A 13758-nucleotide genomic window follows, 5' to 3' on the forward strand; every position below is an offset into this window, starting at 1 on the left:
CACCCGATCGGAGGACCTGGCGGCGGAGCTGGCGAGCACTGCGGAGAGCGCCTTCGGCACGTAGCCGGACAATGCGAAGGGGCCCCGCGGTCGGCCAAGTGGAACCTCACCCCGCTCGCCCCCGCCCCGGCGCCGCCCGCCGACAAGCCGATCAAGCTCGAACGGACCGGCCCCGTACCGGTGTTCAGCGATGTGAAGACCAGTGACAAGGTCGTCTTCATCACCATCGACGACGGGGCCGAGAAGGACCCGAAGTTCGTCGAGATGCTCACCGACCTCAAGGTGCCGATCTCGATGTTCCTGACCAGGGACATCGTCAAGAACGACTACGCCTACTTCAAGCCGCTCCAGGCGCTGGGCAACCACATCCAGAACCACACCGTGGACCACCCGGTGATGAGCAAGATCCCGCCGGAGAAGCAGAAGGCCGAGATCTGCGACGACCAGTCCGCGCTCACCCAGCAGTACGGCACCGCCCCGCTGCTGTTCCGCCCGCCGTTCGGCGACGGCGCCAACACCCCGACCCTCAACACCTCGGTCCAGCAGTGCGGCCCGCGCGCGATCGTGCTGTGGCGCGAGTCGATGCAGATCCACGACATGCAGTACCAGGCGGCGGACAAGAAGCTGAAGCCCGGCGACATCATCCTGGCGCACTTCCGCGGCCCCAAGGAGCTCAAGGGCGCCACGATGACCCAGATGTTCGGCGACCTGCTGGCCCGGATCCAGGAGCAGGGCTTCTCGGTGGCCCGCCTTGAGGACTACATCCAGGCGCCCGCCTCGTAGCCCGGCTCAGACCGGCTGCCCCAGCATCATCAGCGGCCCGTTGTCGGTGCGGCTGAGGATCACGGTGACGGTGTTCGGCCCGGAGGGCTTGAGCTGACGGCGCAGCTCCTCCGGGGTGATCGCCATCCCGCGCTTCTTGATCACCACCGTGCCGACCGCCCGCTCGCGCAGCAGCGCCTTGAGCTTCTTGATGTTGAACGGCAGTACGTCGGTGAGCTCGAAGGCGTGCGCGTACGGGGTGGCGACCAGCTCGTCCGAGGTCAGGTAGGCGATCTTCGGGTCGATCAGCCGGCCGTTCACCTGCCCGGCGACCTCGGCCACCAGGTGGGCCCGGATCACCGCGCCGTCCGGCTCGTACAGGTAGCGCCCGACCGGGCCGGCCGGCGGGTCGGGCAGGTCGCCGCCGGTCAGACCGGCGCCCTGCGGCAGCAGGGTGGCCCGGTGCGGGCTCGTGGCCCCGGTGCCGAACCAGAGCACCGCCTCCTTGACGTCGCCGTGGTCGGAGACCCACTCGGCCTCGGCGTCCTCCGGCACGGCCTCGTGCGGGATGCCCGGCGCGACCTTCAGCGCGCCGACCGGGGTCCGCCGGCCGGCCTCGATTGCCCAGGAGAGCGGCGGGGCGTACGCCTCGGGGTCGAACACCCGGCCGCGCGCGGTGCGCCGGGCCGGGTCGGTGAACACCGCGTCGTAGCCGGTGACGTCCACCTCGGCGACGTCTGCGCAGCGCACCTCGACCAGCTCCGCGAGGCCCAGGGCGGCGGCGTTGGCCGCGGTGGCGGCGCAGGCCGCCGGGTCCTTGTCGACGGCCAGCACCTCGATGCCCGCCCGGGCCAGCGCCAGCACGTCCCCGCCGATGCCGCAGCACAGGTCCGCCAGCCGCCGTACGCCCAGGGCCGCGAACCGCCGCGCCCGCCACTCGGCCACGCTGCGCCGGGTGGACTGCTCGACCCCGTTGGGCGTGAAGTACATCAGGTCGGCGTCCGTCCCGAACTTCGCCCGCGCCCGCTGCCGCAGCCGTGCCTGGCCGAACGCGGCCGACACCAGCTCCGCCGGGTGCTCCCGCCGCAGCCGGGTCGCCAGCGCGAGCTCCTCCTCGGGGGTGAACTCGCGCAACTCGGCGAGCAGGGCCTGGCCCTCGGGCGTCAGCAGCGGCTGGAGGTTCTCGGTGTCCACGGGCCCATTCTCGCCGGTCGGCGGGGCGGGCGGAGCGGCGGCGTCCGCCGCCCGGTGCGCCCGGGTGTGCCGGGCGGCGGGTTCACCGGAGGAGGCCCGAGGAGAGCAGCGTGGGCAGTGAGAACGGGGCGGCCAGGGCGGTGGTCGCGGCGGCGACCGGGAGGAACCGGTAGCCGGACCGGAGGCTGCGGACGGCCGTCACGACGCTCACCGCGAGGGCGACCACCGGGGTGGCCAGGAAGGCCGCGCCCAGGGTGGCCCAGGCGCTGCCGTCCCCGTCGTCGCCGCCGTCGAAGCCGGCGGCGCTGCCGGCGAGGCAGACGAGGAGGAACACGGCGACCGGGAGCACCGCCCCCAGCAGGAGCAGCGCCAGCAGGGAGAGCGCCGCGTCCTTGGAGCGGGACGGGTCCACGCGGACCGGGGGGATCGGAGTCATGGCACGAGTCTGGCGAGCCGGGCCGGGCCGCACATGAGTACGGCTACTCACCGGCTACTCACCCTCGAACCGGGGTCCTCAGGGCGCGTCGTTGGCACTCTGGTTGACTGAGTGCTAACACGGCCCTATGGTCGTCCTTGGCACTCACCACCTGGAGAGTGCTAACGCGACGACGCGTGTCTGACCCCCGCGACGGCAGACCCGCAGGATCGCCCCTACCCGTTAGAAAACCCCGTAATCTCCGAAGGGGAGCTCGGACGTGACCACCAGCAGCAAGGTTGCCATCAAGCCGCTCGAGGACCGCATCGTGGTCCAGCCGCTCGACGCCGAGACCACCACGGCCTCCGGCCTGGTTATCCCGGACACCGCCAAGGAGAAGCCCCAGGAGGGCGTCGTCCTGGCCGTCGGCCCGGGCCGCTTCGAGGACGGCCAGCGTCTGCCGCTCGACGTCGCCGTGGGTGACATCGTCCTGTACTCGAAGTACGGCGGCACCGAGGTGAAGTACCAGGGCGAGGAGTACCTGGTGCTCTCCGCCCGCGACGTTCTCGCGATCATCGAGAAGTAAGACGTCCCCGACCCGCCCCGGATCCGTGTCCTCCGTGACAGTGGCCCGGGGCGTGGTTGTTGGTTCACGTAGTTCGGCGGCCGGTGGGCCTGCCGCAGTCCCGAGGGAATAGGGAACATGGCGAAGATCCTGCAGTTCGACGAGGACGCCCGCCGCTCGCTGGAGCGCGGTGTCAACAAGCTGGCCGACACCGTCAAGGTGACCATCGGCCCCAAGGGCCGCAACGTCGTCATCGACAAGAAGTTCGGCGCCCCGACCATCACCAACGACGGTGTCACCATCGCCCGCGAGGTCGAGCTGGACGACCCGTACGAGAACCTTGGCGCGCAGCTCGTCAAGGAGGTCGCCACCAAGACCAACGACGTCGCGGGTGACGGCACCACCACCGCCACCGTGCTGGCCCAGGCCCTGGTCAACGAGGGCCTGCGGAACGTCGCCGCCGGCGCCGGCCCGGCCGCCCTGAAGAAGGGCATCGACAAGGCCGTCGCCGCCGTCTCCGAGCACCTGCTGTCCGTCGCCCGCGAGATCGAGGGCAAGGACGACGTCGCCGCCGTCGCGTCCCTCTCCGCGCAGGACACCCAGGTCGGCGAGCTGATCGCCGAGGCGATCGACAAGGTCGGCAAGGACGGTGTCATCACCGTCGAGGAGTCGAACACCTTCGGCGTGGAGCTGGACTTCACCGAGGGCATGCAGTTCGACAAGGGCTACCTGTCGCCGTACTTCGTCACCGACGCGGAGCGGCAGGAGGCGGTCCTGGAGGACCCGTACATCCTGATCAACCAGGGCAAGATCTCCTCCATCCAGGAGCTGCTGCCGCTGCTGGAGAAGATCCTCCAGGGCGGTGCCTCCAAGCCGCTGCTGATCATCGCCGAGGACGTCGACGGCGAGGCGCTGTCGACCCTGGTCGTCAACAAGATCCGTGGCACCTTCAACGCCGTCGCCGTCAAGGCCCCGGGCTTCGGCGACCGCCGCAAGGCGATCCTCGGCGACCTGGCCGTCCTGACCGGTGGCCAGGTCATCTCCGAGGAGGTCGGCCTCAAGCTCGACCAGGTCGGTCTGGACGTGCTGGGCACCGCCCGCCGCGTGACCATCACCAAGGACGAGACCACGGTCGTCGACGGCGCCGGTGACGCCGAGGCCGTCGCCGGCCGCGTCGCCCAGATCAAGGGCGAGATCGCCGCGACCGACTCCGACTGGGACCGCGAGAAGCTGCAGGAGCGCCTGGCCAAGCTGGCCGGCGGCGTCTGCGTCATCAAGGTCGGCGCCGCCACCGAGGTGGAGCTGAAGGAGCGCAAGCACCGCCTGGAGGACGCCATCTCGGCGACCCGCGCCGCGGTCGAGGAGGGCATCGTCGCCGGTGGTGGCGCCTCCCTGGTCCACGCCGCCAAGGTGCTGGAGGACGGCCTGGGCCTGTCGGGCGACGAGGCCACCGGTGTCGCCGTGGTCCGCAAGGCGCTGCACGAGCCGCTGCGCTGGATCGCCCAGAACGCCGGCCTGGAGGGCTACGTCATCACCTCCAAGGTCTCCGAGCTGGAGGCCGGCCAGGGCTACAACGCCGCCACCGGCGAGTACGGCGACCTGGTGAAGGCCGGCGTCATCGACCCGGTCAAGGTCACCCGCTCCGCCCTGGAGAACGCCGCCTCGATCGCCTCCCTGCTCCTCACCACCGAGACCCTCGTGGTGGAGAAGAAGGAGGAGGAGGCCGACAACGGCGGCCACTCGCACGGCCACGGCCACTCGCACTGAGGCTCCGACGCCTGACCGGAGGCCCGGTCCGCACCCCGCGAGGGGGAGCGGGCCGGGCCTCCGGCGTTGATCTTCATCCTTCAACTATCAGTAGAATTTTGCAGAATGCAAAGATTGCCTTATAACTGAGGCATGATCGAGGCCCGCCACCTGCGCGTCCTGCGTGCCGTCGCCCGCACCGGCTCCTTCTCCGCCGCCGCCCGCGAGCTGGGGTGCACCCAGCCCGCCATCAGTCAGCAGATGAAGGCCCTGGAGAAGTCGGTCGACACCCCGCTGGTGGTCCGCTCGGGCCGCGGGATGCAGCTCAGCGAGGCGGGACGGGTCCTGCTCAAGCATGCCACCGGAATCCTGGCCGGGCTCTCCGCCGCCGAGGAGGAGGTGGCCGCGATCGCCGGCCTGCGGGCCGGGCGGGTCCGGCTGGTGTCCTTCCCGACGGCGAGTTCCACCCTGGTGCCGCCGGCGGTCGCCCGCCTGCGGGACGGCCATCCGGGGGTGCGCGTGTCGCTGGTCGAGGCGGAGCCGCCGGAGTCGCTGGCGATGCTGCGCGGCGGCGAGTGCGAGATCGCGCTGGCCTTCCGCTACCCGCAGTCCGACGGGGCCGTCGCGGCCCCGGCGCCCGCCCACGGCACGCCGCGCGAGGCCCGGGCCGAGGCCAACCTGGAGGCCCAGCAGCTGACCGCCGGGACCGACTGGTCCGATCTAGTGGTCACCCCCCTGCTGGACGACCCGATGCTGGGCCTGCTGCCGGCCGCCCACCCGTTGGCCGGACGGGGCGTGGAGCTGGCCGAGCTGGCGGGGGAGCAGTGGATCGCCGGCTGTCCGCAGTGCCGGGGGCACCTGGTGGAGCTGTGCGCCGGAGCGGGCTTCGAGCCCCGGATCGACTTCGCGACGGACGACTACCCGGCGGTGGTCGGCCTGGTGGCGGCCGGGCTCGGAGTGGCGGTGCTGCCCCGGCTGGCGCTGCAGTCGGTACGCCCTGACGGCGTGTCGACGGTGCCGGTGCGGACGGCCTCCGGGGCGCCCGCGGTGCGCCAGGTGGTCGCGCTGACCCTGCCGGACCTGGCCGAGGTGCCGGCCGTGGCGCTGATGCTGGAGCGGCTGGCGGGGGCGGCCGCCGACCGCTGACGGTGAGTGACGGGGCTGCCGCGGCCCCGCACGCACGGTGAGCCGGAAGGCTGAAGCGCCGAGAAGAAACGTTTCTTCACGGCGCTCCTGGAGTCGGGTCAGCGCTGGGCGACCGCCGGCGGGGCCAGCGGCACCTCGACCAGCCGGTGCCGCGAGCGTCCCAGCATCTCCTCGCGTTCGTCCTCGGTCATCCCGCCCCAGACGCCGTACGGCTCGCGGACCGCCAGCGCGTGCGCCGCGCACTCGGCGATCACCGGGCAGCGCATGCAGACCTCCTTGGCGCTGGCCTCGCGCGAACTGCGCGCGGCCCCGCGCTCGCCCTCGGGGTGGAAGAAGAGCGAGCTGTCCACGCCACGGCAGGCTGCGGAGAGCTGCCAGTCCCAGAGGTCCGCGTTGGGACCGGGGAGGCGGGAGAAATCTGCCATGGCTCATTCCCTTCAGAGGCTGTCGGCCGTCGGCCGGGCGTTCGGCGGGGCTGCTGCCGAGCGGTGCGGCGGGGCTTCGATGCACTGGTGTGGACACCTGGAAATATGACTTAAGGCAACTCCATGGACAAGTCACCCACACACTGGCACAACAGTCAATGACCATACGAAAGCTATAAAAACGGGCATAGTGGGCAAGGGCTCCGCCGGGCGCGCGCGTGGCAATCGGGTGGCCGACGGGCGCGCGACGTGCCGAATCGGTGTGCGGGTCGTACGCCGACCGCGCGTGAGCTGCGCAAAAGTGCGGCGTGTGCACCGCGATGCGGCTGATCGGTAATGGATTGGCCACGTACAGTGGTGGAGATGGCCCCGAAGGCCGTAACTCATTCGAGTGACGGTCGTTGGAAGTGCGGAGGCGGTTAGCGGGCGCCGGACGTCGGGAACGATCGCGGGCAGGTTGGGGCGATCAGGACGAAGTCTGTCGCCGATCGGCCGTGTCGGAGAGGTTCGTACCAGCCAGGAGGCTCAACGTGACGCGGATCAGCTGCGGAGGACGACGGTCATGACTTCCGTTCTCGTTTGCGACGATTCCCCGCTCGCCCGCGAGGCGCTTCGCCGCGCCGTCGCGACCGTACCCGGTGTGGACCGGGTCACCACCGCGACGAACGGGGAGGAGGTCCTCCGCCGCTGGGTGGCCGACCGCTCCGACCTCGTTCTGATGGACGTCCGGATGCCCGGCCTCGGCGGGGTCGAGACGGTCCGGCGGCTGCTGTCCGCCGACCCGGGCGCGCGGATCATCATGCTCACCGTCGCCGAGGACCTCGACGGGGTCGCGCTCGCGGTGGCCGCGGGCGCCCGCGGGTACCTGCACAAGGACGCCTCGCGCGCCGAGCTGCGGGCCACCGTCACCCAGGCCCTCGCCGACCCGACCTGGCGGCTCGCCCCGCGCCGGCTGCGCAGCCCCGACATGGGCGCCGCGCCGACCCTGACGGCGCGTGAGATCCAGGTGCTGGAGGGCATGAGCCACGGCCGCAGCAACGCCGAGATCGGCCGCGAGCTGTTCCTCTCCGAGGACACGGTCAAGACCCACGCCCGACGGCTGTTCAAGAAGCTCGGGGCCTCCGACCGGGCGCACGCGGTGGCGCTGGGCTTCCGCTGGGGCCTGGTCCGCTGACCACCGGCGGCGCCGCCGGTTGCGGCGTGCCGCCGGAGGTTCCCGGGGCGGTCCCCGTACGGGCGTGTGACGTTACGGTCCCGAGGTTGCACCATGGAGGTGTGGAGCACCTCGGGGACCAGCGGACAGGCACTGCGGCGAACCACGCAGCCGCAGGACACTCGGCGGACGGCGCGACGGACGGAACCACCACCGACGGCGGCGGGGCGGGAGGCGGCACGGTGCAGGAGGGGCCGGTGGTGCGCGGCATGCCGTACGGTGCCGCAGCGCATAACGTTCCGGTGCACAACTCCGGACGCGGTGCCGCGTTTTCCCGCTCGACCAGGCACCATGGACCGATGCGCGACGACGTCGCCGGTGCGGCCGGCCAGGCGGACCCGGTGGAGGCCGAGCCCTCCGGTCCGGGCCACGATCCGTCGTACGCCGATCCCGCCGGCGCGGCCGGTCCGGACCGCCCGCCGGTGCTCGGCACGGGCGGCTCGCCGCTGGTGGGCGAACTGGTCGCGGCCGCGGTGCGCGGCGAGGGCCCGGCGATCGACGCGCTGCTCGCCTACGTCCACCCGCTGGCGCTGCGGTACTGCCGCGCCCGGCTGGTCCGGCTGCCCGGCGGGGCCCGGCACCACGTGGACGACGTCGCGCAGGAGGTCTGCGTCGCGGTGCTCTGCGCGCTGCCCCGGTACAAGGACCAGGGCCGCCCCTTCGAGGCCTTCGTGTACGGGATCGCCGCCCACAAGATCGCCGACCTCCAGCGGGCCGCGATGCGCGGGCCCGGCTCGACCGTCGTGCCGCAGGACGACCTGCCGGAGGTGCCGGACGAGGCGCTCGGCCCGGAGGAGCAGGCGCTGCTGAGCAGCGACGCCGCCTGGGCGAAGGAGCTGCTGTCCAACCTGCCGGCCCGTCAGCGCGAACTGGTGCTGCTGCGGGTGGCCGCCGGGCTCTCGGCGGAGGAGACCGGCGAGGTGCTCGGGATGTCGCCCGGCGCCGTCCGGGTGGCCCAGCACCGGGCGCTCAGCCGGCTGCGCGCGCTCGCCGAGGAGTCCTCCTGACCGCTGCTCCCGGTCCGTGCCCGTTTCCGCCGGTTGCGGGGGGAATGAGCCACGGGGCGGTGGTGTTGTCAAGGGCACACGAGGACACATTCGCGGTGCCAGTACCATGGGGTATCGGCGCCTGGGCGGGTTGCCAAAGTTTGGCGGGTGCGCGCGGGGTCCCCTTGGAGGATCCTCCTATTCGCACCCGGCTTCGGCGGTCTGCGCGAGTGAGCGATGAATGCGCCCCCACCCTCAGGGCGTGAGCGGATTAGGCCGGCCACGGAAGGTACCCCCCAAATGTCTTACAACGCCGCAGGCGTACCCGAGAAGTTCGCGATGCTCGGGCTCACGTACGACGACGTGCTGCTGCTGCCCGGGGCCTCCGAGGTGCTGCCGAACCAGGTGGACACCTCCTCCCGGATCTCCCGGAACGTGCGCGTCAACATCCCGCTGCTCTCGGCGGCGATGGACAAGGTCACCGAGTCGCGCATGGCCATCGCGATGGCCCGCCAGGGCGGCGTCGGCGTGCTGCACCGCAACCTGTCCGTCGAGGACCAGGCCAACCAGGTCGACCTCGTGAAGCGCTCCGAGTCCGGCATGGTCACCGACCCGATCACGGTCGGCCCCGAGACCACCCTGGCCGAGGCCGACGCGCTCTGCGCCAAGTTCCGCATCTCCGGCGTGCCGATCGCCGACGAGGCCGGCAAGCTGCTCGGCATCGTCACCAACCGCGACATGGCCTTCGAGTCGGACCGCACCCGCCAGGTCCGCGAGATCATGACCCCGATGCCGCTGATCACCGGCAAGGTCGGCATCTCCGGCGTGGACGCGATGGCCCTGCTGCGCCGTCACAAGATCGAGAAGCTGCCGCTGGTCGACGACGAGGGCCGGATCAAGGGCCTGATCACCGTCAAGGACTTCGTCAAGGCCGAGCAGTACCCGAACGCCGCCAAGGACGCCGAGGGCCGGCTGCTGGTCGGCGCCGCCGTCGGTGCCAGCGCCGAGGCGTTCGACCGGGCCCAGGCCCTGGTCGAGGCCGGTGCCGACTTCCTCGTGGTGGACACCTCGCACGGCCACAGCCACAACGCGCTGGCCTGGATCGCGAAGATCAAGTCGGCCGTCGGGATCGACGTGGTCGGCGGCAACGTGGCCACCCGCGACGGCGCCCAGGCGCTGATCGACGCCGGCGTGGACGGCGTCAAGGTCGGCGTCGGCCCCGGCTCCATCTGCACCACCCGCGTCGTCGCCGGCATCGGCGTCCCGCAGATCACCGCCATCTACGAGGCCGCCCAGGCCTGCCAGGCGGCCGGCGTGCCGGTCATCGGCGACGGCGGCCTGCAGTACTCGGGCGACATCGGCAAGGCGCTGGCCGCCGGTGCCGACACCGTGATGCTCGGCTCGCTGCTGGCCGGCTGCGAGGAGTCCCCGGGCGAGCTGCTGTTCATCAACGGCAAGCAGTTCAAGTCCTACCGCGGCATGGGCTCGCTGGGCGCCATGCAGTCCCGCGGCCAGGGCCGCTCGTACTCCAAGGACCGCTACTTCCAGGCCGAGGTGGCCTCGGACGACAAGCTCGTCCCCGAGGGCATCGAGGGCCAGGTGCCCTACCGCGGCCCGCTGTCGGCCGTCCTGCACCAGCTGGTCGGCGGCCTGCGCCAGACCATGGGCTACGTCGGCGCCGCCACCGTCGCCGAGATGGAGAGCAAGGGCCGCTTCGTCCGGATCACCTCGGCGGGCCTCAAGGAGAGCCACCCGCACGACATCCAGATGACCGTCGAGGCGCCGAACTACTCGACCCGCTGAACGGCGTGAACCACTGAGGGGCCCGTTGCCGCACCGCGGCGGCGGGCCCCTCGGGCTGTCCGGGCCGTGGGCCGTCGGGGCGGGAGCCGTGCCGGTGCGGGATACTGGGGTGCGGCCGGGGTGACCCGGCAGGCATGAGCAACAAAGAGAAGGGCTCGAAGTGACCGAGATCGAGATCGGGCGAGGCAAGCGCGGCCGACGGGCGTACGCCTTCGACGACATCGCCGTCGTCCCCAGCCGGCGTACGCGGGACCCGAAGGAGGTCTCGATCGCCTGGCAGATCGACGCCTACCGCTTCGAGCTGCCGTTCCTGGCGGCCCCGATGGACAGCGTGGTCTCGCCGCAGCAGGCCATCGCGATCGGCCGCCTCGGCGGTCTCGGCGTGCTGAACCTCGAAGGCCTGTGGACCCGCTACGAGGACCCGCAGCCGCTGCTGGACGAGATCGCCGCGATCACCGACGAGTCCACCGCGACCCGCCGGCTCCAGGAGGTCTACGCCGCGCCGATCCGCGCCGAGCTGATCAAGCAGCGGATCCAGGAGGTCCGCGACTCCGGCGTCGTCACCGCCGCCGCGCTCTCGCCGCAGCGCACCGCCGAGTTCTCCAAGGCCGTCGTGGACGCCGGCGTCGACGTCTTCGTCATCCGCGGCACCACCGTCTCGGCCGAGCACGTCTCCAGCGCCGCCGAGCCGCTCAACCTCAAGCAGTTCATCTACGAACTCGACGTGCCGGTGATCGTCGGCGGCTGCGCCACGTACACCGCGGCACTGCACCTGATGCGGACCGGCGCCGCCGGTGTGCTGGTCGGCTTCGGCGGCGGCGCCGCCCACACCACCCGCAACGTCCTGGGCATCCAGGTGCCGATGGCGACCGCCGTGGCCGACGTGGCCGCCGCCCGCCGTGACTACATGGACGAGTCCGGCGGCCGCTACGTCCACGTGATCGCGGACGGCGGGGTCGGCTACAGCGGCGACATCCCGAAGGCGGTCGCCTGCGGCGCCGACGCGGTGATGATCGGCGCCGCGCTGGCGCGGGCCACGGACGCCCCGGGCAAGGGCTTCCACTGGGGCATGGAGGCCGTCCACGAGGAGCTGCCGCGCGGCAAGCGGGTGGACCTCGGGACCGTCGGGACCACCGAGGAGATCCTGACCGGGCCCTCGCACACGCCGGACGGGACGATGAACCTGTTCGGGGCGCTGCGCCGGGCGATGGCCACGACGGGGTACACGGAGCTCAAGGAGTTCCAGCGGGTCGAGGTGACGGTGAACCCGGCGCTCGACCACCGCTGAGCCGTGTGTCGACGGAGGCCCCTGCCGGTGACGGCGGGGGCCTTCGGCGTTCCCGGCGGCGGCCGCCGGGGTCAACTCCGGGTGGCGGTGCGGCGGGTGAGGAGGAAGCCGCCGATCAGGGCGATGGCGTAGAAGGCGGCGTCGAGGGGGCGGAGGTCGGCACGCCAGGTGGTGAGGGTGTCGTGCAGGAGGCCGCGGGGCGCGGGGGTGCCGGCGGGGAGGCGGCGGAGGTGCTCGATCAGCTGGCCGAGGAGGAGGGCACCGGCGGCGAGGAGGGCGCCGAGCGGGGGGAGCAAGCGGGCCCGGCCGCCGAGGCGGCCCAGCGGGAGGGCGACCAGGCCCGCGGGGGCGATGGCCAGCCAGCCGAGGCTGTCGGCGGCGCGCAGCGGGGCACTGCCGTAGGCGAGGCCGCCGAGCAGCATGGCGAGCAGGGCGAGGGCGACGGCCAGGGCGGTGCGGTGCCGGGGGGCCGCGGGGGGCGTCGGGCGGGCGGGTTCGGGGGGTTCGAAGCCGGCTACCGGGGCGCCGGGCATGCCGGGGGCGACGTAGCCCTCGGGGGCGGCCGGGGGCGGGGCGACCGAGTAGTGCTGGGCGGTGCGCGGCCGGGACGATGGGCCGTCAGTGCCCGGTGCGGGTGCGGTCATGGGCGTCGAATCCCCCCGGAAAGACGATGAGCTGCCGAACGGTAGCAGTGGCCCGGGCAGATCTTGGCGAGTTTTCGATCACAGATCGGGCACGGAGCGCCGTTACCGTTCCGGTTCGTCCCAGCTTGGGGCGGGGGTGGGTGGTCGAGGGCCCTCGGGACAGGGGATGATGGAGGCTTGGGCGTCCGGGACCCAGGTCGGGCCGACGCGCCGTCACCACGACCGCCGGCAGCACATGGGGGAACGTTCCGAATGACCCAGGCGAAGGGTTCCACCGGCCGCCTCCTGGCCGGCCGCTACCGCCTGAACGGCGTGCTCGGGCGCGGCGGCATGGGCACGGTCTGGCGCGCCGAGGACGAGATGCTGGGGCGGACCGTCGCGGTCAAGGAACTGCGGATGAACGCCAGCGTCGACGAGGAGGAGAAGCACCGGCTGATCACCCGGACGCTGCGCGAGGCCAAGGCCACCGCGCGGATCCGGCACAGTTCGGCGGTGACGGTCTTCGACGTGGTCGACGAGGACGACCGGCCGTGGATCGTCATGGAGCTGGTCGAGTCCCGCTCGCTGGCCGACGTGGTGCGCGAGGACGGGCCCCTGGAGCCCGGCCGGGCGGCGGAGATCGCGCTCGACGTGCTGGGCGTGCTCAGCGCGGCGCACGCGCTCGGGATCCTGCACCGGGACGTCAAGCCGTCCAACGTGCTGATCGGCGAGGACGGCCGGGTGGTGCTCACCGACTTCGGCATCGCCAGCGTGGAGGGCGACGCCTCGGTCACCTCGACCGGGATGCTGGTCGGCGCGCCCTCGTACATCTCGCCGGAGCGGGCCCGCGGGCAGAAGCCCGGGCCGCCGGCCGACCTCTGGTCCCTGGGCGGCACGCTGTACGCGATGGTCGAGGGCCGGCCGCCGTACGACCGGGGCTCGGCGCTGGCCACGCTGACCGCGGTGATGACCGAGGACCTGACCACGCCGGCGAACGCCGGGCCGCTGCTGCCGGTGATCGAGGGGCTGCTGGCGAAGGACCCGGCCGAGCGGCTGGACGCCTCGCAGACCCGGTCGATGCTCAAGCGGGTGGTCGCGGAGGCGACCGCGCGGGCGGAGTCGACCACCGAGCACGCGGTGCCGGTGGAGAAGGCCGCCGAGGCCGAGGCGACGAAGGCTCCGCAGACTCCGCAGGAGGAGCCGGAGCGGCCCGAGCAGGGGCGCAAGCGGCCTGTGGGCGGGCTGCTGGGGACGGTCCGGGTCGGCAGCCGGGCCCAGGGCGGGGAAACCGCCGAGGAGCCGTCCGGGGAGCCGGCGCCGGAGTCGATCCGGCCGGTGACCAGCGAGTGGACGATGGGGGCGACGCAGGCGGCCGGGGCCGACCCGCGCACCGGCCGGCGGCGGCTGGCCATCGCCACCGTGATCGTGGTGCTGCTGCTGATCGCCGGGGTGGTGGCGGTGATCCAGATGGTCGGCAACGGGGACGGTGCCGCCGACGGCGCGGCCTCGCAGAGCGCGGGGGCCAGCGCGCCGGTGGCGGCCGGTACGGAGCCGGAGCCGAGCGGGAGCGCGCCGGCGACCGCGCCCGCGAC

13 protein-coding genes are annotated in these 13758 nt (G+C 72.6%); 9 read left to right on the forward strand and 4 right to left on the reverse strand.

The window, feature by feature from the left end; all coding sequences use genetic code 11:
- The first annotated feature begins 192 nt into the window (after positions 1 to 192).
- Positions 193 to 783 carry a polysaccharide deacetylase family protein gene (locus AB0E96_RS28755; protein ID WP_359828557.1) on the forward strand — a complete coding sequence of 197 codons (591 nt, stop codon included), beginning with the start codon at positions 193 to 195 and terminating at the stop codon, positions 781 to 783.
- Positions 784 to 789: 6 nt separating this feature from the next.
- On the opposite strand, the gene AB0E96_RS28760 is transcribed toward AB0E96_RS28755, so the two are convergent.
- Entirely contained in the window at positions 790 to 1956 is a 1167-nt protein-coding gene (locus AB0E96_RS28760; RefSeq protein ID WP_359828559.1) for a class I SAM-dependent methyltransferase, read from the reverse strand.
- 82 nt (positions 1957 to 2038) lie between these two features.
- On the reverse strand, positions 2039 to 2392 hold the full coding sequence (locus AB0E96_RS28765) for a hypothetical protein (RefSeq protein ID WP_359828561.1): 354 nt from the start codon (positions 2390 to 2392) through the stop codon (positions 2039 to 2041).
- A 259-nt stretch (positions 2393 to 2651) separates the two neighbouring features.
- Between AB0E96_RS28765 and groES the strand changes: the two genes are divergently transcribed.
- The 3 genes from groES (at position 2652) to AB0E96_RS28780 (ending at position 5828) form a co-directional block, all read left to right on the forward strand.
- Positions 2652 to 2957: a co-chaperone GroES gene (gene groES / locus AB0E96_RS28770; protein WP_014136232.1), complete on the forward strand. Its 306-nt coding sequence runs from the start codon at positions 2652 to 2654 to the stop codon at positions 2955 to 2957.
- A gap of 117 nt (positions 2958 to 3074) precedes the next feature.
- Positions 3075 to 4703, forward strand: a complete 1629-nt coding sequence (groL, locus tag AB0E96_RS28775; protein ID WP_359828563.1) for a chaperonin GroEL — start codon at positions 3075 to 3077, stop codon at positions 4701 to 4703.
- A 132-nt stretch (positions 4704 to 4835) separates the two neighbouring features.
- Positions 4836 to 5828: a LysR family transcriptional regulator gene (locus AB0E96_RS28780; RefSeq protein ID WP_359828565.1), complete on the forward strand. Its 993-nt coding sequence runs from the start codon at positions 4836 to 4838 to the stop codon at positions 5826 to 5828.
- Between the two features lie 98 nt (positions 5829 to 5926).
- On the opposite strand, the gene AB0E96_RS28785 is transcribed toward AB0E96_RS28780, so the two are convergent.
- Positions 5927 to 6253, reverse strand: a complete 327-nt coding sequence (locus AB0E96_RS28785; protein WP_049654358.1) for a WhiB family transcriptional regulator — start codon at positions 6251 to 6253, stop codon at positions 5927 to 5929.
- A 562-nt stretch (positions 6254 to 6815) separates the two neighbouring features.
- On the opposite strand from AB0E96_RS28785, the gene AB0E96_RS28790 reads away from it, so the two are divergent.
- From AB0E96_RS28790 to AB0E96_RS28805, 4 genes are all read left to right on the forward strand, one after another.
- Positions 6816 to 7427, forward strand: coding sequence for a response regulator transcription factor (locus tag AB0E96_RS28790; RefSeq protein WP_014136228.1), 612 nt, complete (start codon positions 6816 to 6818; stop codon positions 7425 to 7427).
- A gap of 338 nt (positions 7428 to 7765) precedes the next feature.
- Positions 7766 to 8473: an RNA polymerase sigma factor ShbA gene (gene shbA, locus AB0E96_RS28795; RefSeq protein WP_359828566.1), complete on the forward strand. Its 708-nt coding sequence runs from the start codon at positions 7766 to 7768 to the stop codon at positions 8471 to 8473.
- 279 nt (positions 8474 to 8752) lie between these two features.
- Positions 8753 to 10255, forward strand: coding sequence for an IMP dehydrogenase (gene guaB / locus AB0E96_RS28800; protein WP_359828568.1), 1503 nt, complete (start codon positions 8753 to 8755; stop codon positions 10253 to 10255).
- 160 nt (positions 10256 to 10415) lie between these two features.
- On the forward strand, positions 10416 to 11543 hold the full coding sequence (locus AB0E96_RS28805) for a GuaB3 family IMP dehydrogenase-related protein (RefSeq protein WP_359828570.1): 1128 nt from the start codon (positions 10416 to 10418) through the stop codon (positions 11541 to 11543).
- A 71-nt stretch (positions 11544 to 11614) separates the two neighbouring features.
- Here AB0E96_RS28805 and AB0E96_RS28810 read toward each other — a convergent pair whose 3' ends face one another.
- Positions 11615 to 12187, reverse strand: a complete 573-nt coding sequence (locus AB0E96_RS28810; RefSeq protein WP_359828572.1) for a hypothetical protein — start codon at positions 12185 to 12187, stop codon at positions 11615 to 11617.
- 252 nt (positions 12188 to 12439) lie between these two features.
- On the opposite strand from AB0E96_RS28810, the gene AB0E96_RS28815 reads away from it, so the two are divergent.
- The coding region (locus tag AB0E96_RS28815) for a serine/threonine-protein kinase (protein ID WP_359828573.1) at positions 12440 to 13758 on the forward strand (1319 nt) is incomplete at its 3' end.

Origin of the sequence: Kitasatospora sp. NPDC036755 (assembly GCF_040636595.1) — a bacterium.
GTDB lineage: Bacteria > Actinomycetota > Actinomycetes > Streptomycetales > Streptomycetaceae > Kitasatospora.

What these genes read in the sequence shown, in the direction of transcription:
- AB0E96_RS28765 (WP_359828561.1), bottom strand. Translation starts at nt 2,392, where the DNA reads ATGACTCCGATCCCCCCGGTCCGCGTGGACCCGTCCCGCTCCAAGGAC.
- groL (WP_359828563.1), top strand. Translation starts at nt 3,075, where the DNA reads ATGGCGAAGATCCTGCAGTTCGACGAGGACGCCCGCCGCTCGCTGGAG.
- AB0E96_RS28780 (WP_359828565.1), top strand. Translation starts at nt 4,836, where the DNA reads ATGATCGAGGCCCGCCACCTGCGCGTCCTGCGTGCCGTCGCCCGCACC.
- AB0E96_RS28785 (WP_049654358.1), bottom strand. Translation starts at nt 6,253, where the DNA reads ATGGCAGATTTCTCCCGCCTCCCCGGTCCCAACGCGGACCTCTGGGAC.
- AB0E96_RS28790 (WP_014136228.1), top strand. Translation starts at nt 6,816, where the DNA reads ATGACTTCCGTTCTCGTTTGCGACGATTCCCCGCTCGCCCGCGAGGCG.
- shbA (WP_359828566.1), top strand. Translation starts at nt 7,766, where the DNA reads ATGCGCGACGACGTCGCCGGTGCGGCCGGCCAGGCGGACCCGGTGGAG.
- guaB (WP_359828568.1), top strand. Translation starts at nt 8,753, where the DNA reads ATGTCTTACAACGCCGCAGGCGTACCCGAGAAGTTCGCGATGCTCGGG.
- AB0E96_RS28810 (WP_359828572.1), bottom strand. Translation starts at nt 12,187, where the DNA reads ATGACCGCACCCGCACCGGGCACTGACGGCCCATCGTCCCGGCCGCGC.